At 70.6% G+C, this 24803-nt stretch carries 20 protein-coding genes; 11 read left to right on the top strand and 9 right to left on the bottom strand.

Translation table 11 applies throughout. The features are described 5' to 3' along the window. Position 1: 1 nt before the first annotated feature. From nusA to ACIQD6_RS34890, 7 genes are all read left to right on the top strand, one after another. Positions 2-1081, top strand: coding sequence for a transcription termination factor NusA (gene nusA / locus ACIQD6_RS34860; protein ID WP_401890701.1), 1080 nt, complete (start codon positions 2-4; stop codon positions 1079-1081). Between the two features lie 150 nt (positions 1082-1231). Next, positions 1232-1585, top strand: coding sequence for a YlxR family protein (locus tag ACIQD6_RS34865; RefSeq protein WP_401890793.1), 354 nt, complete (start codon positions 1232-1234; stop codon positions 1583-1585). Positions 1586-1662: 77 nt separating this feature from the next. Further along, on the top strand, positions 1663-4785 hold the full coding sequence (gene infB / locus ACIQD6_RS34870; protein WP_401890704.1) for a translation initiation factor IF-2: 3123 nt from the start codon (positions 1663-1665) through the stop codon (positions 4783-4785). Between the two features lie 174 nt (positions 4786-4959). Beyond that, positions 4960-5253, top strand: a complete 294-nt coding sequence (locus ACIQD6_RS34875; protein ID WP_401890707.1) for a DUF503 domain-containing protein — start codon at positions 4960-4962, stop codon at positions 5251-5253. A gap of 41 nt (positions 5254-5294) precedes the next feature. Continuing rightward, a complete protein-coding gene (gene rbfA / locus ACIQD6_RS34880) occupies positions 5295-5753 on the top strand; it encodes a 30S ribosome-binding factor RbfA (protein WP_401890709.1) in 459 nt (152 codons plus the stop codon). Beyond that, entirely contained in the window at positions 5750-6649 is a 900-nt protein-coding gene (truB, locus tag ACIQD6_RS34885; RefSeq protein ID WP_401890712.1) for a tRNA pseudouridine(55) synthase TruB, read from the top strand. Before rbfA ends, truB begins: the two co-directional genes overlap by 4 nt. Before the next feature lie 290 nt (positions 6650-6939). After that, a complete protein-coding gene (locus ACIQD6_RS34890) occupies positions 6940-7890 on the top strand; it encodes a bifunctional riboflavin kinase/FAD synthetase (protein WP_401890714.1) in 951 nt (316 codons plus the stop codon). A 597-nt stretch (positions 7891-8487) separates the two neighbouring features. Here the strand turns inward: ACIQD6_RS34890 and ACIQD6_RS34895 are convergent. From ACIQD6_RS34895 to eccE, 8 genes are all read right to left on the bottom strand, one after another. Beyond that, positions 8488-9483, bottom strand: coding sequence for an ABC transporter ATP-binding protein (locus ACIQD6_RS34895; RefSeq protein ID WP_401890716.1), 996 nt, complete (start codon positions 9481-9483; stop codon positions 8488-8490). 58 nt (positions 9484-9541) lie between these two features. Further along, positions 9542-10567 (bottom strand): ABC transporter ATP-binding protein, encoded by a 1026-nt coding sequence (locus ACIQD6_RS34900; protein WP_401890719.1) that lies wholly within the window; start codon positions 10565-10567, stop codon positions 9542-9544. Further along, positions 10564-11556, bottom strand: a complete 993-nt coding sequence (locus tag ACIQD6_RS34905; protein WP_401890721.1) for an ABC transporter permease — start codon at positions 11554-11556, stop codon at positions 10564-10566. Before ACIQD6_RS34905 ends, ACIQD6_RS34900 begins: the two co-directional genes overlap by 4 nt. After that, positions 11553-12629, bottom strand: coding sequence for an ABC transporter permease (locus ACIQD6_RS34910; RefSeq protein ID WP_401890724.1), 1077 nt, complete (start codon positions 12627-12629; stop codon positions 11553-11555). Before ACIQD6_RS34910 ends, ACIQD6_RS34905 begins: the two co-directional genes overlap by 4 nt. A 3-nt stretch (positions 12630-12632) precedes the next feature. After that, on the bottom strand, positions 12633-14525 hold the full coding sequence (locus ACIQD6_RS34915) for an ABC transporter substrate-binding protein (protein WP_401890727.1): 1893 nt from the start codon (positions 14523-14525) through the stop codon (positions 12633-12635). 195 nt (positions 14526-14720) lie between these two features. After that, positions 14721-18116, bottom strand: coding sequence for an SCO5717 family growth-regulating ATPase (locus ACIQD6_RS34920; protein ID WP_401890729.1), 3396 nt, complete (start codon positions 18114-18116; stop codon positions 14721-14723). A gap of 337 nt (positions 18117-18453) precedes the next feature. Beyond that, on the bottom strand, positions 18454-19167 hold the full coding sequence (locus tag ACIQD6_RS34925; protein WP_401890796.1) for a hypothetical protein: 714 nt from the start codon (positions 19165-19167) through the stop codon (positions 18454-18456). Between the two features lie 137 nt (positions 19168-19304). Beyond that, entirely contained in the window at positions 19305-20588 is a 1284-nt protein-coding gene (gene eccE, locus ACIQD6_RS34930; protein ID WP_401890731.1) for a type VII secretion protein EccE, read from the bottom strand. Between the two features lie 200 nt (positions 20589-20788). Here eccE and eccB point away from each other — a divergent pair, with 200 nt between their 5' ends. The 4 genes from eccB to ACIQD6_RS34950 all read left to right on the top strand — a co-directional run bounded on the left by eccB (position 20789) and on the right by ACIQD6_RS34950 (position 24453). Next, positions 20789-22327 carry a type VII secretion protein EccB gene (gene eccB, locus ACIQD6_RS34935; protein WP_401890734.1) on the top strand — a complete coding sequence of 513 codons (1539 nt, stop codon included), beginning with the start codon at positions 20789-20791 and terminating at the stop codon, positions 22325-22327. A 9-nt stretch (positions 22328-22336) separates the two neighbouring features. Further along, positions 22337-23623, top strand: coding sequence for a type VII secretion-associated serine protease mycosin (gene mycP, locus ACIQD6_RS34940; RefSeq protein ID WP_401890737.1), 1287 nt, complete (start codon positions 22337-22339; stop codon positions 23621-23623). A gap of 144 nt (positions 23624-23767) precedes the next feature. Next, a complete protein-coding gene (locus ACIQD6_RS34945) occupies positions 23768-24109 on the top strand; it encodes a WXG100 family type VII secretion target (RefSeq protein WP_401890740.1) in 342 nt (113 codons plus the stop codon). Positions 24110-24156: 47 nt separating this feature from the next. Beyond that, a complete protein-coding gene (locus ACIQD6_RS34950) occupies positions 24157-24453 on the top strand; it encodes a WXG100 family type VII secretion target (RefSeq protein WP_401890742.1) in 297 nt (98 codons plus the stop codon). An 84-nt stretch (positions 24454-24537) separates the two neighbouring features. Here the strand turns inward: ACIQD6_RS34950 and ACIQD6_RS34955 are convergent, their stop codons facing one another. Then, positions 24538-24783: a DUF397 domain-containing protein gene (locus ACIQD6_RS34955; RefSeq protein WP_401890745.1), complete on the bottom strand. Its 246-nt coding sequence runs from the start codon at positions 24781-24783 to the stop codon at positions 24538-24540. Positions 24784-24803: the final 20 nt, after the last annotated feature.

The following is a 24803-nucleotide window of genomic DNA, read 5'->3' on the forward strand; positions in this document are numbered from 1 at the left end:
CGTGGACATCGATGTGAAGCTCCTGAAGGGCTTGGCACAAGAGAAGGAGATTCCCTTCGATCTGCTGGTCGAAGCGATCGAATCGGCACTCCTCATCGCCTACCACCGCACGGACGGCAGCCACCGGCGCGCCCGTGTCGTGCTGAGCCGGGACACCGGTCATGTCACGGTCTGGGCCAAGGAGGACCCGGCCGATCTGGAGGAGGGGCAGGAGCCCAAGGAATTCGACGACACCCCGTCGGACTTCGGCCGGATCGCCGCGACCACCGCCCGTCAGGTCATCCAGCAGCGCCTGCGGGACGCCGAGAACGACGTGACCTTCGGCGAGTACGCGCGCCGTGAGGGCGATGTCGTCGCCGGTCTGGTCCAGCAGGGCAAGGACCCCAAGAACGTGCTGGTCAAGCTGGACGACAAGCTGGAGGCCATCCTCCCGGTCCAGGAGCAGGTGCCGGGCGAGGAGTACACCCACGGTCTGCGGCTGCGTACGTACGTGGTCCGGGTGGCCAAGGGCGTGCGCGGTCCTTCGGTGACCCTGTCCCGTACCCACCCGAACCTGGTGAAGAAGCTCTTCGCGCTGGAGGTTCCGGAGATCGCGGACGGTTCCGTCGAGATCTCGGCGATCGCCCGCGAGGCCGGCCACCGCACCAAGATCGCCGTACGGTCGACACGGTCGGGCCTCAACGCCAAGGGCGCGTGCATCGGCCCGATGGGTGGCCGTGTGCGCAATGTCATGGCCGAGCTGCTCGGTGAGAAGATCGACATCGTGGACTGGTCAGACGACCCGGCCGAGATGGTGGCGAACGCGCTGTCACCGGCCCGGGTCAGCAAGGTCGAGGTCGTGGACCTGGGTGCCCGCTCCGCGCGGGTGACCGTGCCGGACTACCAGCTGTCGCTGGCGATCGGCAAGGAAGGGCAGAACGCCCGGCTCGCCGCCCGCCTCACCGGCTGGCGCATCGACATCCGCCCGGACACGGAGCAGGCGGACGACGACGGCGACCGCGGCGGCCGGGACGACCGGGACCGCGACGGCGGGAATCGCGACAGCGGGGACCGTGACCGCAGGGACCGCGACCGCGGCTGACATAAGGCGACAGCACCGGGAATGACCCACGGCGGGGATCTCGTTCGCACTGCGGCGAGGTTCCTGCCGCACGCTGACGTGATCTTTTGATACAGCGTGTGTTCGAACCTTGCCCCAGGGGAGTGAGGTCGGTGCGGGGAGGTAGACTTGATTGCGTCTGGCCGGACAAGTGACCGCGTCTGCCCTGAGCGAACCTGCGTGGGCTGTCGGGAGCGAGCGGCCAAGAACGATCTGCTGCGCATCGTGGTGATCGAAGAACAGTGTGTTCCCGATCAACGCGGTACGCTGCCCGGCCGGGGTGCGTATCTGCACCCCGCCTTGAACTGTCTCGATCTGGCGGTCCGCCGCCGGGCGTTCCCCCGGGCCTTCCGGGTTCAGGGACCGCTCGACAGCGCGGAATTGCGCCGGTATCTCGAGCAGGCGGCAGCGCAAGAAGAAGTACGGCACGGAACCCCGTGCGGTTCAGGTACCTCGCGAGTTGGAAGTAGGTCGAGATTGCGATGAGCACTCGATGAGTACGCGATGAGTACGCCCATGAAGTAGCGACGGTCCGGCGGTAACCCGGACCTAAAAGGAGCGAAGTGGCTAAGGTCCGGGTATACGAACTCGCCAAGGAGTTCGGCGTCGAGAGCAAGGTCGTCATGGCCAAGCTCCAAGAACTCGGTGAATTCGTCCGTTCGGCGTCCTCGACAATCGAGGCGCCGGTCGTGCGCAAGTTGACTGACGCTTTGCAGGGACCCGCCGGTAACGCCGGCAAGTCCGCTGCCAAGCCCGGGGCGCCCCGCAAGGCGACCCCCGCAAAGCCCGCCGCGCCCTCTCCGGCGCAGGTGGCACGTCCCGCTGCCCCCAAGCCCGGTGTCCCGGCCCCCAAGCCGGCCCCCGCCGAGGCCCCCAAGAGCAGCCCCTCCGCCAGTGCGCCGACCCCCGGCCCGCGTCCGGCCCCGGCCGCGCCGCGGCCCGCCGCGGCGGCCCCGCCGAAGCCGGCGCCCGCCGCTCCGGCCGCCCCGGAGTTCACCGCGCCCCCGTCGGCTCCGGCCGCCCCGCGGCCCGGTGCGACCCCCGGCCCGCGTCCCTCCGCCCGTCCGGGCGGTCAGGGCGACCAGCGCCAGGGCGGCGGTCAGAACGACCAGCGCCAGGGTGGCGGACAGGGTGACCAGCGCCAGGGTGACCAGCGTCAGGGCGGCCGCTCCGGCGGTGCGCGCCCCGGCCAGGCCCCGCGTCCCGGTGGTGCCCGCCCCGCGGGTCCGCGTCCGGGCAACAACCCCTTCACCTCCGGTGGCTCCACCGGCATGGCGCGCCCGCAGGCGCCCCGTCCCGGCGGCGCCCCGCGTCCCGGCGGCGCCGGTGCCCCCGGCGGCCCGCGTCCGCAGGGCTCCGGCCAGGGCGGTCCCCGTCCGCAGGGCGGCGCCGGTGCGCAGTCCGGCCGTCCCACCCCCGGCGGCATGCCGCGTCCGCAGGCTCCGCGTCCCGCGGGTCCCGGCGCCGGTGCGGGCCCCGGTGGTAACCGTCCGAACCCGGGCATGATGCCGCAGCGTCCCGCTGCCGGTCCGCGTCCCGGTGGTGGCCCCGGCGGTGGCCGTGGTCCCGGTGGCGGCGGTCGTCCCGGTGGCGGCGGTGGCGGCGGCGGTCGTCCCGGTGGCGGTGGCGGCGGCGGTTTCGCCGGTCGTCCCGGTGGTGGCGGCGGTGCTCCGGGTCGTCCCGGTGGCGGCGGCTTCGGTGGCGGCGGTGGCCGTCCCGGCTTCGGCGGACGTCCGGGTGGTCCCGGCGGCCGTGGTGGCACACAGGGCGCGTTCGGCCGTCCCGGCGGGCCCGCCCGTCGTGGCCGTAAGTCGAAGAGGCAGAGGCGCCAGGAGTACGAGGCCATGCAGGCCCCGTCGGTCGGCGGCGTGATGCTGCCTCGCGGCAACGGACAGAGCGTCCGCCTGTCGCGCGGTGCGTCCCTCACCGACTTCGCGGAGAAGATCAGCGCCAACCCGGCGTCGCTCGTCGCCGTGATGATGAACCTCGGCGAGATGGTCACCGCCACCCAGTCCGTCTCCGACGAGACCCTTCAGGTCCTCGCCACCGAGATGAACTACGTGCTGGAGATCGTCAGCCCCGAGGAGGAGGACCGCGAGCTGCTCGAGTCCTTCGACATCGAGTTCGGCGAGGACGAGGGCGGCGAGGAACTCCTCGTGTCCCGTCCGCCGGTCGTGACCGTCATGGGTCACGTCGACCACGGTAAGACCAGGCTGCTGGACGCGATCCGCAAGACGAACGTCATCGCGGGCGAGGCCGGCGGGATCACGCAGCACATCGGTGCGTACCAGGTCGCCACGGACGTCAACGGTGAAGAGCGCAAGATCACCTTCATCGACACCCCGGGTCACGAGGCGTTCACCGCCATGCGTGCCCGTGGTGCCAAGTCCACCGACATCGCGATCCTGGTGGTCGCGGCCAACGACGGTGTGATGCCCCAGACGATCGAGGCGCTGAACCACGCCAAGGCGGCCGACGTGCCGATCGTGGTCGCGGTCAACAAGATCGACGTCGAGGGCGCCGACCCGACCAAGGTGCGCGGTCAGCTCACCGAGTTCGGTCTGGTGGCCGAGGAGTACGGCGGCGACACGATGTTCGTCGACATCTCCGCCAAGCAGGGCGAGAACATCGACAGCCTGCTGGAGGCCGTGGTCCTCACCGCGGACGCCTCGCTCGACCTCCGGGCCAACCCGGAGCAGGACGCGCAGGGTATCGCCATCGAGGCGCACCTCGACCGTGGTCGCGGCGCCGTCGCCACCGTGCTCGTCCAGCGCGGCACGCTGCGCGTCGGTGACACGATGGTCGCCGGTGACGCGTACGGCCGTGTCCGGGCGATGCTCGACGACAACGGCAACAACGTCGAGGAAGCCTCCCCGGCGACGCCCGTCCTGGTCCTGGGTCTCACCAATGTCCCCGGTGCCGGTGACAACTTCCTGGTGGTCGACGAGGACCGTACGGCCCGGCAGATCGCCGAGAAGCGTGCCGCTCGTGAGCGGAACGCGGCCTTCGCCCGCAGGGGCGTCCGGTTCTCCCTGGAGAACCTGGACGAGGCCCTCAAGGCCGGTCTGGTGCAGGAACTCAACCTCATCATCAAGGGCGACGCGTCCGGTTCGGTGGAGGCCCTCGAGTCCTCGCTGCTCCAGCTCGACGTCGGCGAAGAGGTCGACATCCGTGTCCTGCACCGCGGTGTGGGTGCGGTCACCGAGTCGGACATCGACCTGGCGATGGGCTCCGACGCCATCGTGATCGGCTTCAACGTGCGCGCCGCGGGGCGTGCCGCGCAGATGGCCGACCGCGAAGGTGTGGACGTCCGCTACTACTCGGTCATCTACCAGGCGATCGAGGAGATCGAGTCCGCCCTCAAGGGCATGCTCAAGCCGGAGTACGAAGAGGTCGAGCTCGGTACGGCGGAGATCCGCGAGATCTTCCGCTCGTCCAAGCTGGGCAACATCGCGGGTGTTCTCATCCGCTCCGGCGAGGTCAAGCGGAACACGAAGGCCCGGCTCGTCCGCGATGGCAAGGTCATCGCGGAGGACCTCAACATCCAGGGTCTGCGCCGCTTCAAGGACGACGTCACCGAGATCCGCGAAGGCTTCGAGGGCGGTATCAACCTCGGAAACTTCAACGACATCAAGATCGACGACGTCATCGCGACGTACGAGATGCGCGAGAAGCCGCGCGGCTGACGCGCGACAAGGGTCTGATCGGCGGAGCTTCGCGGATCAGACCCTGGCGGTCCGGGGCCGGTCGACGGGACATATTCCGTCGATCGGCCCCGGTCGCTGCGTGTACGGTTCTTCTCGCCCCTGCCAAGCGCTGGCAGGCGTCTGAACCCGTACCGGCGGGACATCCGGATCCGCATGTATGTGGGGACTCTGTCCTTCGATCTGCTCCTCGGCGACGTACGGTCGTTGAAGGAGAAACGCTCCGTCGTCCGGCCGATCGTCGCCGAGCTCCAGCGAAAATTCGCGGTGAGCGCGGCGGAGACCGGCGACCAGGACCTCCATCGCAGGGCCGAGATCGGCTTGGCGGTGGTCTCCGGTGACTGGGGCCATCTGACGGACGTGCTGGACCGGTGCGAACGCCTGGTCGCCGGCCGGCCCGAGGTCGAGCTGCTGTCGGTGAGACGGCGGCTGCACGGCGACGAAGACTGACCTGTAAGACAAGAAAACCCAGAAGGAAGAGTGACGGACCGGTGACCGACAACGCGCGGGCCCGCAAGCTGGCCGATCGCATCCAGGTCGTGGTCGCGGAGACCCTGGACCGGCGTATCAAGGACCCGCGACTGGGCTTCGTGACCATCACGGACGCCCGCGTCACCGGCGACCTGCGGGAGGCCACGGTCTTCTACACGGTCTACGGCGACGACGAGGAGCGCGCGGCCTCCGCGGCGGCTCTGGAGAGCGCCAAGGGCGTCCTGCGCTCCGAGGTGGGCCGCCAGACCGGCGTCCGCTTCACGCCGACGCTGGCATTCGTCCCCGACGCCCTGCCGGACAACGCCCGTACCATCGAGGACCTCCTCGACAAGGCGCGTGCCAAGGACGCGGAGGTACGGGAGGTGTCGACCGGCAAGACCTACGCGGCCGGGGCCGACCCGTACCGCAAGGACGAAGACGCCGACGATGACCACACGGACGGCGCCGCCGCGGAATGACTCAGCAGAACAAGACGCCCGACGGGCTTGTCATCGTCGACAAGCCGTCGGGCTTCACTTCGCACGACGTAGTCGCCAAGATGCGCGGAATCGCCAAGACCCGGCGCGTCGGCCACGCGGGCACGCTGGACCCCATGGCCACGGGCGTCCTCGTTCTCGGCGTGGAGCGGGCCACGAAACTCCTCGGGCACCTCGCGCTGACCGAGAAGGAGTACCTCGGCACGATCCGGCTGGGACAGGACACCGTCACCGACGACGCCGAGGGTGAGATCACCTCCAGCACCGACGCCTCCGCCGTCAAGCGCGAGGCCGTCGACGCCGGGATCGCCGCCCTGACCGGTGCGATCATGCAGGTGCCGTCGAAGGTCAGCGCCATCAAGATCGACGGCAAGCGGTCGTACGCGCGCGTGCGCGGCGGCGAGGAGTTCGAGATCCCGGCCCGGCCGGTGACCGTCTCGTCCTTCCGGCTGTACGACGTCCGCGAGGCCGTGGCCGAGGACGGCACCCCCGTACTCGACCTGGTCGTCTCCGTCGTCTGCTCCTCCGGCACGTACATCCGCGCCCTCGCCCGTGACCTGGGCGCCGGTCTCGGAGTCGGCGGCCACCTCACCGCGCTGCGCAGGACCCGGGTGGGCCCGTACGCGCTGGACGCGGCACGGACGCTCGACCAGCTCCAGCAGGAGCTGACCGTCATGCCGGTCGCCGACGCGGCCGCCGCGGCCTTCGCGCGCTGGGACGTGGACGAACGCCGCGGCAAGCTGCTGCTCAACGGCGTACGGCTGGACATGCCGGCGTACGAGACCGGGCCGGTCGCCGCGTTCGGCCCCGACGGGCGCTTCCTGGCGCTGGTCGAGGAACAGCACGGCAAGGCCAAGAGCCTCGCGGTCTTCGGCTGAGCACGTACGACCCCAACGTGGAGCGGGCCGGTTCGTCGGCCCGCTCCACGTCCCCCTCCGAGAAGGTCTGTCCACCCCACCCCGCTCATTCACCCCTTCGGCACGGCGCATGGAACGCACAACGGGGGTACAGAGGGGCGCGTTCGGCGGCGATCCTCCTCGGACCGAGACGCGGGACCCCGGTGGCCGATGCGAAGCGCGAGCGCCGGGCATGGCAGTCTTAGAGCTGCGTCATCGGCGATGACCATATGAGTAATTCGGACAGATTTTTCGGGCGAGGAGCGGTCACAGTGCAGCGCTGGCGTGGCTTGGAGGACATCCCCCAGGACTGGGGGCGCAGCGTCGTCACCATCGGCTCCTACGACGGGGTGCACCGCGGACACCAGCTGATCATCGGCCGCGCGGTGGACCGGGCGCGGGAACTGGGCGTGCCGTCCGTCGTCGTCACCTTCGACCCGCACCCCAGCGAGGTCGTACGCCCCGGCAGCCATCCGCCCCTGCTCGCCCCGCACCACCGGCGCGCCGAACTGATGGCGGACCTGGGCGTGGACGCGCTGCTGATCCTGCCGTTCACCCTCGACTTCTCGAAACTGTCGCCCGCCGACTTCATCGTGAAGGTCCTGGTCGACAAGTTGCACGCCCGCGCGGTCATCGAAGGCCCCAACTTCCGCTTCGGCCACAAGGCCGCGGGGAATGTCGCGGTCCTCACCGACCTGGGAGCCACCTACGACTACGAGGTCGAGGTCGTCGACCTGTACGTGACCGGCGAGGCGGGCGGCGGCGAGCCCTTCTCGTCCACCCTCACCCGCAGACTGGTCGCCGAGGGCGACGTCGCGGGCGCGGCGGAGATCCTCGGCCGCCCGCACCGCGTCGAGGGCGTGGTGGTACGCGGCGCGCAACGAGGACGCGAACTCGGCTTCCCCACAGCCAACGTGGAGACCCTGCCGCACACCGCGATCCCGGCGGACGGGGTGTACGCGGGCTGGCTGACGGCCGACGGTGAACGGATGCCGTCGGCGATCTCGGTCGGCACGAACCCGCAGTTCGAAGGGGTCGAGCGGACGGTGGAGGCGTATGCGATCGACCGGGTCGGGCTGGATCTGTACGGGCTCCATGTGACGGTCGATTTCCTGGCGTATGTGCGGGGGCAGCGGAAGTTCGACTCGATCGAGGGACTGCTGGAAGCGATCGGGGACGACGTGAAGAGGTCGCGGGCTCTGACGGACTCGTACGACGTGTAGCGCGCCTCTTGGGGGTGCGTTGTTGGCTGGGGCCGGTATTTCGGGTGCGGGTTGTTGCCGGGCGCCGCGGTGTGCCGTCCGGCGGGTCGTGGTCCGGGTGCGTTGCGGTGGCGGTGCGTGGTTCGTTGCGGGTTGTTGCCGGGTGCCGCTCCGGGGTCATGTCCTGCACTGCACGATTTACGGCGCGTGCGGGTTTGTTCTTTGGCTGACTGGCCGGTATGCGCCACAAATCACGCTTTACGTTCCGGACACGACCCCTGCGCGACCCCCTTCACCGCCCGTCACCAACTCCCCTCGCGCGCCGGGGTGGGTGGGGGAGGCGGGCGGCACCCTCACTCACACGCGTCACCGGGCAGGCGGCGGACGGGGATGCCCCACCGGGCGGCAGGCGGGGAACTGGCGGGAGGGGGTCGGGGTCGTAGGAGGTGACGTGTCCGGACGTAGAGCGTGATTTGTGCCGCTTACGGACCCGCACCCGCAAAACACACCCGCACGCGGCGTAAATCATGCAGTCCGGACATGCGCCTCCGGAGGCCCCGGGCCCCGCACCCACCACACACCGCCCCGCACCCCCGCCGGACGGCGACACCGCATCGTTCAGGCCCCCGCCCGCGACGATGCGACGTGGCACGCCACCGCCGCCCCCGCCCCACCCCCCAGCACCGGCAGTTCCCCCGTACGGCACCGTTCCGCGACCCCCGCCCGCTCCGCCTCCCCCGACGCCAGCACCTGGCATCGCGCGTGGAAGCGGCAGCCGCTCGGGATGCGAGCCGGGTCCGGGGGTTCGCCGGTGAGGACGACCGGGGGCTCGGCGGATTCCGGGAGGACGGACAACAGCGCCTGGGTGTACGGATGCTGAGGAGACGTCAGGACGTCCTCGACCGGGCCCGTCTCCACGATCCGGCCGAGATACATCACCGCCACCCGGTCCGCGATGTTCCACGCGAGTCCCAGATCGTGCGTCACCACCAGTGCGGACAGGCCGAGTTCGTCCCGCAGGGACAGCAACAGCGCCAGGATCTCTCCCCGTACAGAGGCGTCCAGGGAGGCCACCGGCTCGTCGGCGACGATGAGTTCGGGTTCGAGGACGAGCGCGCCCGCGATGACGACGCGCTGGCGCTGGCCGCCGGAGAGTTCGTGCGGGTAGCGCAGGAAGAACCGCTCCGGCGGTCGCAGCCCGGCGCGGGACAGGGCTTCCGCGACGGCCTCGCGCTCGTTGCCCGGGTAGCCGTGGATCCGTAGCCCCTCGGCCACCGCGTCGTACACGGTGTGGCGCGGGTTGAGGGAGCCGCTGGGGTCCTGGAGCACCAACTGGACGCGTTTGCGGTACGCCTTGAGGGCGCGGGAGCCGTATTCCAGGGGTTCACCGGCGAAGGTGACGCGTCCGGTCGTGGGCGGTACGAGTCCGAGCAGCGCCCGTGCCAGTGTGGTCTTGCCGCAGCCGGACTCGCCGACCAGGGCGACGATCTCCCCGGCGGCGATGTCGAGATCGACGCCGTCGACGGCACGGGCGGGTGGGGCGCCGCGCCGGCCGGGGAAGGTGACGTTGAGTTCGGCGGCCGACAGCAGGGGGGCCGGGGGAGTGGTCGTCATGGGTGGCTCCTGGGGCGTGGCCGGCCGACGGCCGTGGCGGGGAGATGACGCGCGGCCGTCACAGCTGCGGCTCCGCGGCCGGGGACGCCGCCGACGGCTGCGTCAGGACCGTCGGGCCGACCCGTACGCAGGCCGCGCGACGGCCGGGTCCCGCGTCCCGTAGTTCCTGGTCCTCCCGCGAGCAGTCGTCCAGTGCGATCGGGCAGCGGGGGTGGAACGTACAGCCGGGCGGCAGTGCGGAGGGGTCCGGCGGGTCGCCGGGCAGGCCGCGTGGGGCGCGGCGCGAGGCGAGGTCGCCGATGCGCGGGAAGGCCGCGGAGAGCGCCTGGCCGTACGGATGTTCCGCCGCGTCGTAGACCTCCCGCGCCGGGCCCTCCTCGACGATCCGGCCGGCGTACATCACGGCCAGCCGGTCGCAGGTGTCGGAGAGCACGGCCAGGTCGTGGCTGATCATCAGGAGGCTGATGCCCTGATCGGCGACCAGCCGCTCGATGAGCCGCAGGATCTGCGCCTGGATCATCACATCGAGCGCGGTGGTCGGCTCGTCCGCGACGATGAGGCGGGGATCGCAGGCGAGGGCCATCGCGATCATCACGCGTTGGCGCTGTCCGCCGGAGAGCTCATGCGGGTAGGCGTCGGCGCGTGCGGCCGGGAGACCGACCTGTTCGAGGAGCTCCACGGCCCGTTCGCGGGCGGCGGCGGGGGTGGTGCGCCGGTGGAGCAGGACCGGTTCGGCGATCTGGTCCCCGATCCGGTGCACCGCGTTGAGCGAGTGCATCGCGCCCTGGAAGACGATCGAGGCTCCCGCCCACCGTACGGCGCGCAGCCGGCCCCACTTCATGGTGAGGACGTCCTCACCGTCGAGCAGGATCTCGCCGGTCAGCTTCGCGGAGGACGGCAGCAGCCGGAGCAGCGCCAGCGCCAGTGTGGACTTGCCGCAGCCCGACTCGCCGGCGATGCCCAGCTTGCGGCCGGACTCGACGGCCAGACTGACTCCCCGTACGGCGGGGACGGCGGACGCCCCGGAGCCGTACGTCACGCGCAGGTCCTTGATCTCCAGCAGGCTGGTCGGTTGCGGGCTCAACGGGACACCCCCAGCTTCGGGTTGAGCACGGCCTCGATCGCACGGCCGCAGAGTGTGAAGGCGAGCGCGACGAACGCGATCGCGAGGCCGGGCGGTGCGAGGTACCACCAGTGCCCGGAGGAGACCGCGCCCGCCTCACGCGCGTCCTGGAGCATGCCGCCCCAGGAGACGATGGTCGGATCACCGAGGCCGAGGAAGGCGAGCGTCGCTTCCGTCAGGATCGCGCTGGAGATGCCGAGCGTCGTCTGGGCGAGGACCAGCGGCATCACATTGGGCAGCACGTGGCGGCTCATGATGTGGCGGTGGCCGCCGCCGAGCGCCCGTGCGCGTTCGATGTACGGGCGGGACTCGACGGCGATGGTCTGCGCGCGGACCAGCCGTGCCGTGGTCGGCCAGCTGGTGACGCCGATCGCCAGGATCACCGTCCAGATGGAACGGGACATGACCGTCGCGAGCACGATCGCCAGCACGAGCGTCGGCATCACCAGGAACCAGTCGGTGATCCGCATGACCACCGTGGCGAACCAGCCGCCGTAGTGCCCGGCGATGATGCCGACCAGCGTGCCGATGGCCACCGACAGCGCGGCGGCCAGCAGTCCGACGGTCAGTGAGATCCGGGAGCCCCAGACCAGCAGTCCCAGCAGCGACCGCCCGAACTGGTCCGTACCGAGCGGGAACGCGCCGCTGGGCGCCTGAAGGGCCTTGCCCGGTGCGTTGGTCACGCTCTGTACGTCGCCGCCGACGAGCAGCGGCGCGAAGACGGCCGTCAGCGCGACGAGAGCGAGTCCGGCGAGGCCGAAGAGCCCCGCGCGGTGCGCGCGGTAGTTCGTCCAGAAGCGGGTCACCGAGCCGCGTCGGCGGGCCCAGGCGTACGAGGACGCGGACGGCGGCGGCTTCTCGGGCAGTGGCTCTTCGGGCAGGGGTCCCTCAGGCCCCTCAGACCCCTCAGGCCTCTCGGGCGGGGATTCCGGTGTCTTCGCGAAGGTCATCGGCCCACCCGGGGGTCGAGCAGCGGATAGATCAGGTCGGCCAGCAGGTTCATCACGATCATCGTGCCGGCGAAGACCAGGAACAGCCCCTGGACCAGGGGCAGATCGGGCACGCTCAGCCCCTGGTAGAACAGCCCGCCGAGCCCCGGCCAGGAGAACACCGTCTCGACCAGGATCGAACCGCCCGCCACATGGCCCAGGTTGATGAAGACCATGGTGACGGTGGGCAGCAGCGCGTTGGGCACGGCGTGCCGACGGCGTACGAGGTCGTCCCGCAGCCCCTTGGCCCGCGCCGTCGTCAGATAGTCGCTGCCCATCTCGTCCAGCAGTGAGGACCGCATGACGAGCAGCGTCTGCGCGTATCCCACCGCGACCAGGGTCAGCACCGGCAGCACCATGTGGTGCGCCACATCGATGACGTAGCCGAAGCCCGACGAATCGCCGGACTCCATCCCGCCGGTGGGGAACATGCCGGGGACCGGGCCGATGCCCACCGAGAAGACGATGATCAGCAGCAGCCCGAGCCAGAAGGCGGGCACCGACCAGAGCGTCAGCGCCACACCGGTGCTGAGCCGGTCGCCGAGCCCGCCGTTGTGCCAGGCGGAGCGGGTGCCGAGCCAGAGGCCGAGCGCCGAGTAGATCACCACGGCGGCGCCCGTGAGCAGCAGCGTCGCGGGCACCTTCTGGGCGATCAGCTCACCGACCGGCGCGTGGAACTGGTACGAGGTGCCGAGATCACCGGTCAGCGCCTTGCCGCAGTAGTCGGTGAACTGCTGCCACAGCGGCAGGTCGAGCCCGAACTGCCTGCGCAGCGTGGCCAGTTGCTCGGCGGACGTCGGTGCGCCATGCGTCATGGCCTTGACCGGGTCACCGGGGATGATCCGGAAGAGGAAGAAGCTGGTGACGAGAACGGCGAACAGCGAGACGGCCGCGCCGCCCAACTTGCCCGCCACATAGACCAGATAGGCGGTTCTGTTACCGGATCCGGTTCGGGTGGTGGCGCCGGACGGCCCGGATTTCGCCGGGCCGTCGACGGCGTCCCGCACCACACCGGAGGTGTCTGCGGTGCTCATGGGTTATTCACGGTCTTCCGCGGTGGAACGGCGCCGCATCATGACGAAGAGGCCGATCCCGGCGACGACCACGACGGCGGCCCCGATCCCGATCACCACACCGGTCGAGGAGGAACTGTCGGAGCTGCCGTCGCTCTCGGCCGGCACCGCGGACCACCAGCTCCAGTAGCCGTCCTGGCCCCAGAGGTTGCCGGCGGCCTCGGGCATCGTCGTGATCGACTTGATCTGGTCGGTACGGTACGCCTCGACCGCGTTCGGATAGGCCATGACATTCATGTATCCGGTGTCGTAGAGCCGGGACTCCATCTGTTTGACGAGTGCCGCGCGCTTGCCGGTGTCGTACTCCTGCGACTGCTTCGCGTACAGGTCGTCGTACTTCTTGTCACAGATGAAGTTGTCGGTGGCGCCGCTGTCCTTGGGCGTCGCGGGCAGCGAATCGCACGTATGAATGGAGAGGACATAGTCGGGGTCGGGGTTGACGGACCAGCCGTCGAAGGCCAGGTCGTAGTCGCCCGCGAGCCAGGGGTCGGAGACATTGTCGAGGCACTCGACCTTCAGCCCGATACCGAGCTTGCCCCACCATTCCTGGAGGTATTTCCCGACGGCCTTGTCGTTCGGGTCGGTGGCGTGGCAGAGGATCCGGAAGCCGAGCGGCTTGCCGTCCTTGCCGAGGCGTTTACCGCCGCCGTTCTTCCGGTAACCGGCCCGGTCGAGCGTCCGGGCCGCGGCGGTCGGGTCGTACGCGATCCGCTGGGTGTCCGAGGGCTGCCAGAAGTACGAGCCGAACCGCGGCGGGATGTAGCCCTGGCCCTCGACGGCGTGGCCCTGGAAGACCTTGTCGACGACGGTCTTCCGGTCGACGGCCTGGAAGAGGGCCTTGCGCACCGCGGGGTCCTTCAGCGCGGCATGGCCGTTGCCGAACTTCTTGCCGTCCTTCGACCGGGCACCCGGATTGGTGGCGAGGGCGTAGAAGCGTCGGCCCGGCGCGTCGTTGACCTTGATGTCGGGGGCGCTCTTCAGCGCGGCGGCCTGGGCCGGGGTGAGGTTCGAGGCGAAGGACACCTCGCCCTTCTGGAGCGCCGCGACGGCCGCGTCCCCGTCCTTGTAGTACTTGAGGACCAGCTCGTCGAACTTGGGCGCCCCCCGCCAGAAGCTCTTGTTCGGCTTGAGCTTGACGTACTGGTCGACCTTGAAGTCCGTGATGACGAACGGTCCGTTGCCGACGATCGGGAACTTCTTGTCGTTGTTGAACTTGGAGAAGTCGCCGACCTTCTCCCAGATGTGTTTGGGCACGATCGGCACATCGAGGGCGGTCATGGTGGCCTGAGGCTTCTTCAGCTCGACGACCAGTGTCTGCGGGTCGGGCGCGGTGGCCTTCTTGAAGTTGGCGGTGAAGCTGCCGTTGGCGGTGGCCGCGTTCGGGTCCGTCAGCATCTTGTTGAAGGTCCAGGCCGCGTCCTCGGCGGTCGCCTTCCGGCCGTCCGACCAGGTGGAGTCGTCGCGGATGGTGAAGGTCCAGGTGAGCTTGTCCTCGGACGGTTTCCACGCGGTGGCGAACCCGGGGACCGCGTGCGCGTCCTTGGGGTCGTAATTGGTCAGGTATTCGTACGCCAGCCGGTGGACGCTGGTACTGACCAATGACTGCGCCAGGAACGGGCTGAGGGAGTCGATGCTCTGGCTGACCGCGACGGTGAGGACCTTCTTGCCGTCGGCGGCCTTACCGACGGCGGCCTGGGCCTGCTGAGGGGCGGGGAGCAGCGGATCGAGCGGGATCACGGTTCCGGCCACGAGCGCGGCGGAGGCGGCACCGGAGGCCAGGAGCAGTCGGAGGCGGGGGCGTTGCCGGACGGCCTGCCGGCGGGGGCTCGGAGTGCGCGGGAAGACTCTTTCGACCATGGGACGGTGACCTCGTGTTATCACTCGCACGGAGAAGCCAGGTTGACACTGATTCACGAACTGGTGAAGCGAAGGTTTATCAGCGCGCGCCGGGCGAGTCAACGGTTGTCAAACCGCTTGTGGTCTGCGGGAATGCGCTGAGGGGCCGCACCGTGAAGACGGTGCGGCCCCTCATTGGTCTCTACCTCTGATGCCCTACTGCTGAGGCGCTGGCGGTGCTGGTGGGGGCTGCTGCCGCGGCCATCCGGGTGGTGGGACAGAACCTTGCGAATCGGGCTGCTCCGGCTGCGCCCCCGGCGGTGGCTGCTGACCGTACGGCGGGTACGCGCTCTGGCCGGTCTGTCCCGGAGGCGGGCCGGCCGGGCTCGCGGGGGACTGCGCCTGGGACGGCGGCGACTGCTGCCAGCCCTGCTGCAGTCCGGGGTGCGACCCCGGCCCGGCCTGCTGCGGCGGGTAGGGGTACGGACCGGGCTGCTGCGGTTGTCCGGGCTGCGGGTACTGCTGGGGATGTCCGGGCTGCTGGGGCGGGTACGGCTGTCCCTGCCCCGGCTGGCCGTACGGCGGTTGTCCGTACGGCGGCTGACCCTGCGCCGGCTGCTGGCCCGGGCCGGGCATCGGCGGCGCGAGGTGCGGCGGCTGCTGCTGGCCGTCCGCGGTCCACAGCCCCTGTGCCTGCTGGGCCCGTACGAAGTCCTCGGCCACCAGCGCTGACAGGTTGAAATACGCCTCGCGCGTCTTGGGACGCATCATGTCGAGGTCCACCTCGGCACCGGCCGCGAGATGTTCGTCGAACGGTACGACGACCACTCCGCGGCAGCGGGTCTCGAAGTGGTGCACGATGTCGTCCACCTTGATCATCTTGCCGGTCTCGCGGACCCCGGAAATGACCGTGAGGGACCGCTGCACCAGATCGGCGTATCCGTGCGCGGACAGCCAGTCCAGCGTGGTCGACGCACTGCTCGCGCCGTCCACGGAGGGCGTCGAGATGATGATCAGCTGGTCGGCGAGGTCCAGCACTCCGCGCATCGCGCTGTAGAGCAGGCCGGTACCCGAGTCCGTGAGGATGACCGGGTACTGCTTGCCCAGGACCTCGATCGCCCGCCGGTAGTCCTCGTCGTTGAACGCGGTGGAGACGGCCGGGTCCACATCGTTGGCGATGATCTCCAGCCCGGACGGCGCCTGCGAGGTGAACCGGCGGATGTCCATGTAGCTGTGCAGATACGGGATCGCCTGGACCAGGTCCCGGATGGTCGCCCCGGTCTCGCGCCGCACGCGGCGGCCGAGCGTACCGGCGTCCGGGTTGGCGTCGATCGCGAGGATCTTGTCCTGCCGCTCGGTGGCCAGGGTCGACCCCAGCGCGGTGGTCGTCGTGGTCTTGCCGACACCGCCCTTGAGGCTGATGACCGCGATCCGGTAGCAGGAGAGCACCGGCGTACGGATCAGTTCGAGCTTGCGCAGGCGCTCGGCCTCCGCGGCCTTTCCGCCGATCTTGAAGCGCGCGCCGCCCTTCGGCTCGCGGCTGCTCTTGGCCTTCTGCTTGTTGCGCAGCAGACGGTCGGAGGACAGCTCCACGGCGGCCGTGTAACCGAGCGGGGCGCCCGGAACGGAACGCTCGCGCTGGTCGTGCGAGACGGCGGAGGGCCAGGCGGCACCGGTGCGGGGATCCGTGGGCGGGCCCGCGGGCCCCGGCTGCTGCGGGGACTGCGGCGCGTGGGGAGCCTGCGGGGGCTGATGCCCCTGATGCGCTTGCGGGCCCTGGTGCCCCTGCGTGCTTTGCTGCGCGGGGAGACCGGGGGAGGCGGGACCGGGCTGGTGGGGCGCCTGAGGAGGCAGCGGGGCGGGCGCGTTGGGGCCGTGTTGGCCCTGCTGTGCCTGGTGGTTCTGGAGCCCGTGCTGCTGAGGGAAGCCGTAACCGCCTTGCTGGACGGGCGGCTGCGGCGCGGGTGTGTACGGACCGGGCTGTGCCTGCTGAGGGAAGCCGTAACCACTCTGAGGGGCGGGCGGCTGCCCTCCGGGACCCTGCTGCTGGTGCGGGAAGCCGTAACCCGGGGGCGTGGCGGACGCGTCCGGCCCGGGGGCGACAGGCGGCAGGGGACCCGCCGCGGGACCCGGCTGGTGCGGCGGCCCCTGCTGCTGCGGGAAGCCGTAACCGCCCTGCGGCGGCCAGGTGTTCGGGGCCTGCGGCGCGTTCGGCGGCGTCGGCTGGTGCTGGGCCGGCGGCTGCGCCTGGGGTCCGGGCTGGGGCTGAGGGGGAGCGGGCTGTCCGGCGTCCCCCTGGGCCTGTACGGGCCACTGCGGCGCGGGCGTCGGCGCGACCGGCTGGTAGGCGGGCGGCAACGGAGGCAGCGCGGAGCCGGAGCCGGTACCAGGGCCCTGGGGCGCGGGCGGCTGAGGCGACCAGGGCTGCGCCGGCGCGGGGGCCGGGGCGCCGTCCCGGGGTTCCTCGGCGGGCCCGCTGTCCTGGGGCGTGGAGCCCTGGGGCGCGGCGTCCGGGGCCGGTTGTACGGGTACGGAGTCGGCCGGGGCCCCGGCAGCGGCTTCGCCGCCGTCGCCTTCGTCGTCCTCCACCGTCGCGGTCGAGTCCGGGGTGGCTTCGGAGTCCTCGGCCCGCGCCGGAGCGCCGGTCTCGGCGACCGGACCGGCCTCGGTCTCCGGCGCGAGGGGTGCCTCGTCCTCAGCCGTTCCCGTTCCCGTTCCCGTTCCTGTACCTGTACCTGTACCTGTGCCCGTGGCGGTGTCCCCGTCCGTACCGTCGGCTGAAGAGATGGGTGCGACGGGTGCGACGGGGGCGGTGGACGGGGCGGGCTCGGCGGACGCGGACGGCTCGGCCACCGCCGTGTCGTCCGTCGGCAGGGGCAGCGGCACGGACGGGGCGCTCGCGCCGGGCGCCTCCGCGCCGTCGCCGCTCTCGGTCCCGCCGGAGCCACCGGTGCCGGTTGTCTCCGGCGGCGTCCCCGTTCCGTTGTTCCTCGCCGCCTCGGCCTCCGTGATCTCCCGCTTGAGATCGGCCGGGGAGAACCGCATGGTCGCTCCGCTCTCCACATCGCCGCCACCGAACGGCCGCGGCCCTCCGGACGTGGCGTCCGAGGTCCCGGCGACCGGCGGAGCGGGGGAAGGGGCCGGAACGGCCGGCGGCGCCACCTGATAGGCGTCCGGCGCCTGAGCGGGATGAGGTGCCTGAGGGGCTTGAGGCATCTGCGCGGCCTGATGTGCCTGAGGCGCCTGATGTGCATGAGGCGTCTGCGCGGCCTGAGGCGCGTGAGCGGCCGGGTAGGCCTGAGCGGACGAAGGCGCGTGGGTCGAGGACGGGGGAGTGGGCTGCGCAGGCGCCCAGCTCGGTTCGTAACCACTGCCCGCGGGCAGCCCCGGCACGGCGACAGGCGCGCCGTTCGGCGGTGGGGGAGCGTTCGTGAAGGACGGTGGCACCGGCGTACCACCACCGGACGAGTCCCCCGGCGCGTTCTGCGTGTACCAGGCGGGCGGGGTGTAGTCGATGGTGAACTCACCCGTCATCTCGGGCTCCGCGTCGGACTGATCGTCCGCGGGCGGCCGGTTCCAGCCTCCGCGGTTCTCGTCCCGATCGCCGTTCACTTTGCCTCCTGGTGTGGTCGAGCACCCTTGTGCCGTGGTGGGTGGGGGCGACCGAATCTGTACGTCCGGTCCGCCCGGCTCTTCCCTTGACGACGCGGTCAGCTTGCCCACAGGTCTGTGCTTCCGCGCCCACACCCACCCTAATCGCCAACGGCGCGGGTACGTCAGGGCGGGACGGTTCGTCAACAGCCTGTCGGTGGGACACATCCCGCCCCCCCCCACGTGCACGGGGCAGGGCGGAGTGTGCGGGTGCGGAGTGGTCAAATCCGCATATCTCCCTATGAGATCCTGTCGAAATCCACACAGGCCGGGCGCGCGCGGCCCCTTCGGCCCGGTGTCAGTCCATCCGGCGTGCGCTACCCAACAATCCGGTCTCGGCGTCCGTCGCCTGGGTCATCACGAACTGCCGGTCCCGCGCGGTGCACCACAGGGTGACCCCGTCGGACAGCGTGGACAGTGCCTCGGTCTCGGCCTGCGGCAGATTCATGATCCGGCCGATCTGCAGGGCCTCGTCGGGCGACACCCGCTGGATGCCGACGAGCCCCGACTTCTCCATCAACCGCGGTGCCACCGGACTGAGATACGGCAGCAGCGTCATCACCGACTGCCAGGGAGCCGACACCACTCGCCCGCGCGGCGGCCGCATTCCGCAGTCCCGCACCACGACCACCGGACTGCCGGCCGAGGCGCCCTGCGGCGGCACCCGTCCCACGTCGTGCAGGGTGACGCACGGCTGTCCGCCGCCCGCCGTCTGCGCGAGGGCGGTCCAGGTCTGACCCCGGCCCGTCTCGACGGCGATCCGGGCTCCCGTGGCGGCCGTGCGCAGCGCCAGCACCTGGGCCGTCCACAGGCCGCCGATCAGTGTGATGTCGTACGGAGTGGGCCGGTTGATGCCGAGCACGGCGGGCTTGTTGCCGGCGTCGACACCGATCACCACGCCGTCGTCACCGACCGGCAGCGTGAGCGCTTCCAGCTGGTCCGCCGACAGGGAATGACGTTCGCGCCGTGGCCCGCGCAGCCCGAAGCCGATCCGCGGCTTGCCGCCGCTCATGACCGGCGCCGCCGACGAGGAGGACGGCGAGGACGAGGGCGCGGACGAACGCGAGGGCACCGGAGTGCCCGTGGCCGGCGGCATGCCCCCCGGCACCGGCGCTCCGGGCGCGGCGGCGTGCGAAGTCGGTACGGACATCAGCGGGTACCCCCGAGCGGCAGAGTGGCGAGCATCGCGGGCACCTGTTCGCGGTCCAGGCGCACCAGCCCGGTCTTCACCCCGCGGGCCGCGCGCTCCAGTTCATGGCGGGCGGTCACCAGCTCCTCGTCGCTGCGCCCCGTGATCCGTACGTGCCCGCTGACCGTCACCCCCTGCCGGTCGCCGCGACCCAGAGTGAGGCTGAAGGTGGTGGCGAGGGCCGGGATCGACGTCAGCAGCGCTATCAGCTGCGGCATCGAGGCCCCGCCGCCGCCCAACTGCGGCCAGCGGCCCACCCAGTACGTCGTGTGCCTGCGGTCGTCGATGCGCCAGGTCCGCGAGGTTTCCTTGGTGCGCCGGTGCTGTGTCTCCGCCCGTCCCGCCTGGGCGATCGCCATCGGGTTGGCGCAGGACGAGATCGCGACGGCCGCCGTCAGCTCTTCCTCGGTCAGGACCGTCGTACGGAAACCGGCACCGGTCAGCCGGCTCGCCAGCTGGTCCGCCGCCCGCACCACGCACTTCTGGGCTCCCAGCAGGCCGTCGCCCCGCGCGGCCACCGCCTCCGGACAGAGCTCCGGATCCAGCTTGAGCGCTATCCAGGTGATCCTGAGCGCGGGCGACCCGGTCTGCGCCTGGAGCGGCGCGTAGTTGCGCGCGGCCACCGACTGCTGCGGCAGATGCGGGGCGGGCGCGGGCTGGGTGTGCTGCACGATCTGCGCCGACTCCAGCCGGATGCCGTCCACATCGAGCGCGTCCCGTACGAGCGTGAGGGGCAGCGGCCGGGTGGAGCGGTCGGGACGCAGTGCCGTGGTGTCCGACTCGACCTGGAGCACCGCCGTCAGGAACGTACCGTCGCCGATCATCCCGACCGGGCGACGGTCACGGTCGCTGTACGCGTACGTACGCAGCGCCGGGTCGCATTCGACGACGGGCGCGAGGCCCGGTTCCGTACCCGCGGGAAGCGTCAGCGAGGCCGCCCTGCGCACGCGTGCGCGCAGCGCGAGGAGGCTGGAGAGCCACTCGGGCAGCGAGCGCCGGTGTCTGCGCAGCACGGCCAGCAGCACCAGCAGCGCGGCGAGGATCCCCGCCGGGACGAGCATCAGCGGGTCGATCACCCACGCCACCAGCAGCAGAGCCGCGGCGACCTCGATCAGTACGAGTTGTTGCATTTGGAACGGCCCGAAGTGCCCTGGGCGCGCCGTGAGTCCGGGTGCCGCCGGAGCCCGGGAGGCAGCGGAGGACGGCGCGGCCGCGGCGGGCCGCGTCTGCGTCGCGGATGCCATGATGGAGAACCCCCCAGTTTGTCCCGATCACCCTGGCCGGCCAGGGCTTTGGCAGCTGGATCACCCTACCCGCCCCACAAACGCACCCGACCTACAGGCATAGTAGGGGGCCGGTCCGACAGTCGGCGGGGCCCGGGGGTCGTCACGACCCTGCCCTGCCCCTGGGGGGAGACCGAGCCTTTTTTCACCGATGGGGACTCATGGCATCACGGCGGGATGAGCTCAACGCGTACACCTTCGCGAAGAAGCGCACGGTGGCAGCTTTCCTTCAACCCTCGCCCTCGGGCACGGAGGAGGGGGCGCCCAGACCGTTGCGCGCGGTCGTTCCGAGTCTGATCGTCGGCGCGCTCGTGCTGGCCGGCTTCGCGGCCTGGGGCATGTTCAAGCCCACCGCGCCCAAGGACTGGGCCAAGGCGGGCACCAACGTCATCGTGGCCAAGGACTCCACCACCCGCTACGTCGTGCTGTCCTCCGGCAAGGGCAAGGCGAAGGAGACCCTGCTCCACCCGGTGCTGAACCTCGCCTCCGCCCGCCTGCTGCTGACTCCGCAGCAGAGCAAGGTCATTCAGGTCCCGGACAAGATCCTGGACGCGGGCAAGCCCCCGCGCGGCCCGATCCTCGGCATTCCGTACGCTCCCGACCGGCTGCCCGCCGACAAGGACGCCGGCACGTTCAAGCGGTGGGCCGTCTGTGAGCAGCCGGGCGGCGGCAAGGGCAGCAGCGTCCAGAAGGCCGCCTTCGTCCTCGCCGACCGCGACTTCGCCAAGACGGACGGGAAGCAGCGGCTGACCGGTGGCCACATGCTGTACGTCAAGGGCCAGAAGGGCGACCGTTTCCTGGTCGACGCGGACGGCAAGAAGTACCAGCTGCCCGACACGTCGAGCGACAACCTGACCCGGGCGCTCGTCAGGACCGAGCCGCAGTCCGTCACCGACGACTGGCTGGCCACTCTGCACACCGGCAACCCCGTCGACTTCCCGGTGGTCCCCGGCGAGGTCGGCGAGGACGCGGGCGTCGGCGGCGGCCTCTCCCCGCAGCAGGACCGCGTCGGCATGGTCCTGCGCGCCCAGACAGGATCGGGGCCGCAGCACTACGTCGTACTGCGGGGCAAGGTCCAGCCGGTGTCGGACTTCACCGCCTGGCTGCTGATCAACTCCCCGCAGACCGACGATCTGAACATGGGGGGCGAAGCGACCACGGTGGACGCGCAGTCGTTCGCGCCCGAGACCGACTCCTTCAACGGGACGACCGACTGGCCCGAGGAGAAGCCGCTCCAGATCAACGCCGTCCAGGGCGAAGGCGCCCGGGACACGGTGTGCAGCGTGCTGCGCAAGGTCGACGACAAGGGCCGTACGACCCTGTCCACCTGGGCCGGCACGACCTACCCCGCGGACATCACCGCCGGCGGTACGAGCACATATGTCACGCCCGGCAGCGGACTGCTGTACACCCAGGTCCAGGGCAACCAGTCCAGCCCCGACGGATCGCTCTTCCTGGTCACGGACACCGGACTGCGGTACGCGGTCCAGGCCAACGGCGACAGCGACGCGGCCCGTTCGGACATCGGTACCGGCGACCAGCAGAAGCAGCAGGACGGCCGTCCCGAGCCCAGCGAGGCACAGATACGGCTGGGCTACGAGAAGGTCACTCCGCGCGTGATCCCGATCGCCTGGTCGGAGTTCCTGTCCAAGGGCCCCCGGCTCGACACCAACGGCGCCCGCCAGCCCCAGGGTTCGTAGGGGAGCGCGATGATGCCGAGCGTCAAGTCCGCGACCCGTAAAACCACTGTGCTGGCCTGTGCCACGGCTCTGGCCGGCCTCACAGCCCTGCCCCCGGCCGCGTACGCGGACGAGCCGCGCCGGGCGCCCCTCCCGGCCCTGGTGACCGACGGGAGCGGCGAGTGCTCCTTCCCCATGAAGAAGCAGATAGCGGGCATCCCGTGGGCCCTTCAGCGCGTGCTCTTCGACGAGCTGTGGCAGGACACCAAGGGCAAGGGCGTACGTGTCGCCGTCATCGACACCGGAGTGGACAACGCCAACCTCCAGCTCAAGGGGGCGGTCGACACATCCGCGGGGACCGAGATCCTGGCCAAGAAGATGGAGAAGGGCAAGCCCGCCGACGGCACGGACGACAGGGTCGGCCACGGAACCAAGGTCGCCGGGATCATCGCGGCGCGCCCCCGCGCGGGCACCGGATTCGTGGGGATCGCGCCCGAGTCCACGATCATCCCGATCCGGCAGAACGACGAGAAGAACAGCGGCAACGACAAGACGATGGCCCAGGGGATCGACCACGCGATCGCCGAGCGCGCCAACGTCATCAACATCTCCCAGGACACGACGAAGCCCCTGGCGCCGGACTCCGAACTCGGCCGGGCCGTGCGGCGGGCGCTCGACCGGGAGATCGTCGTCATCGCCTCCGCCGGCAACGACGGTATCGACGGCAAGCTGAAGAACACCTATCCGGCTGCCTTCGACGGCGTCCTCGCCGTCGCCTCCTCCGATCGCAACAACGAACGCGCGCCCTTCTCCCAGGCCGGGACGTTCGTGGGGGTCGCGGCCCCGGGCGTGGACATGGTCTCCACCGTTCCCGGCAACGGCCAGTGCTCCGACGACGGCACCAGCTTCTCCGCGCCGTACGTCGCCGGGGTCGCCGCGCTGCTGCGCGCCAAACACCCGACATGGGAAGCACATCAGATCGTCGCCCAGATCGAGCAGACCGCCGAGCGCAGCATCAACGGCCGTGACGACTACGTCGGTTGGGGCGTGATCGACCCGGTCCGCGCCCTCACCGAGGACGCGACCGCGCCCGAGTCCCCGCGCCCCGACCCGGGCCCGCCCAAGGCGCCGGCTCCCGAGCCCGCGCATCTGGCGATGTCCGAGACCCCACAGGAGCGTTCGGAGCGCTATGCCACCTACGCTCTGGGTGTCGGCGGGGTACTGGTCGCGGTTGTCGCGGGTACGGCGACGGTCATCCGCGACAACCGTCGCAAGGCGGCCCGGCGGGAGGCTCGTGAATCAAGTCTCCACAGCTGACTTTGCAGTTGGAACTGTCGTACCAACTGGCTAAAGTGACAAGCGGGACCATGCGAGTGGTCCCACACGGGGGCGGCATCCAGATGCTTCCCGTCCATCGCGCTCCTCGGAGCGCACCGGCAGTACGACAGGAAGAAGGGCAAGATGTCGAACAAGGACCTGAATGTAACCAGCGAGGAGCAGGTCGGCCTCGCCGGGAAGATCCAGACTTTCCACGACGAGCTCCAGAGCCGTATCACCTCCCTCAACGGTGTGGTGGACCGGATCCAGGCGGGCTGGCAGGGCGCGGCCAGCAAGGAGTACGACGCGGTCCAGGAGCGCCTCAACACGCGTCTGCGGAACATGCGCGTCAAGCTGATCGAGCTTGAGGAGACCATGCGGATGAGTGCCGACGGTTTCACGCAGCAGGAGCAGGACCGCATCAAGTCCTTCCGGACGATGGATGACTCCGCGGGCGGCCAGAGCGCCATCCTCGGTATGGCCTGAGCCACCGCCCACCACTTCGCGCTGAACACCGTCTTGAGGAGCATGACATGACCACTGCCGTCAACTACGACACCGTGACCCAGGCGGCCGGTGACGTCCGGCTGACCGCCTCGCAGCTCAGCACCGAACTGGAAACCTTGATGTCGCAGGTCAACCGCGTCGCCGAGAGCTGGGACGGTGAGGCCAAGCTCGCCTACCGGGAGAGCCAGGACCTGCTCACCCGCGAGATGGCCGGCATGAACCAGGACCTCCAGCGGATCGCGCGCCTGCTCGACGAGTCGGTCATCGGCTACCAGGACACCGACAAGGGCAACGCCGCCCGCTTCCGTATGAACATGGGCTGATCCGGGGATCGAGCTCATCCCTTACGGCCCGAAGGGGGTGTCCGCCACGGCGGACACCCCCTTCGTCGTCGGACCACCCAGCGGCTACTTCAGGTCGAACTCGCCGTCCCGCGCGCCCAGAACGAACGCGTCCCACTCCGCCTTCGTGTAGCGCAGGACCGTTTCCTTGTCGATCGACGACCGCATCGCGACGGCCCCCTCCGGCAGATAGGCGATCTCGACGCGCTCCTCGTCCGGGCTCGTGCCGGGTGCGCCCTGCCACTCGACACCGCTGATGTCGAGCGCGTACAACTCATCCTTCTGACGTTCCTTCTCGCTTGCGTCAGCCATCGGCGCAGTCCCTCCCGGGG

It is taken from the genome of Streptomyces sp. NPDC088400 (assembly GCF_044753355.1).
Lineage (GTDB): Bacteria > Actinomycetota > Actinomycetes > Streptomycetales > Streptomycetaceae > Streptomyces.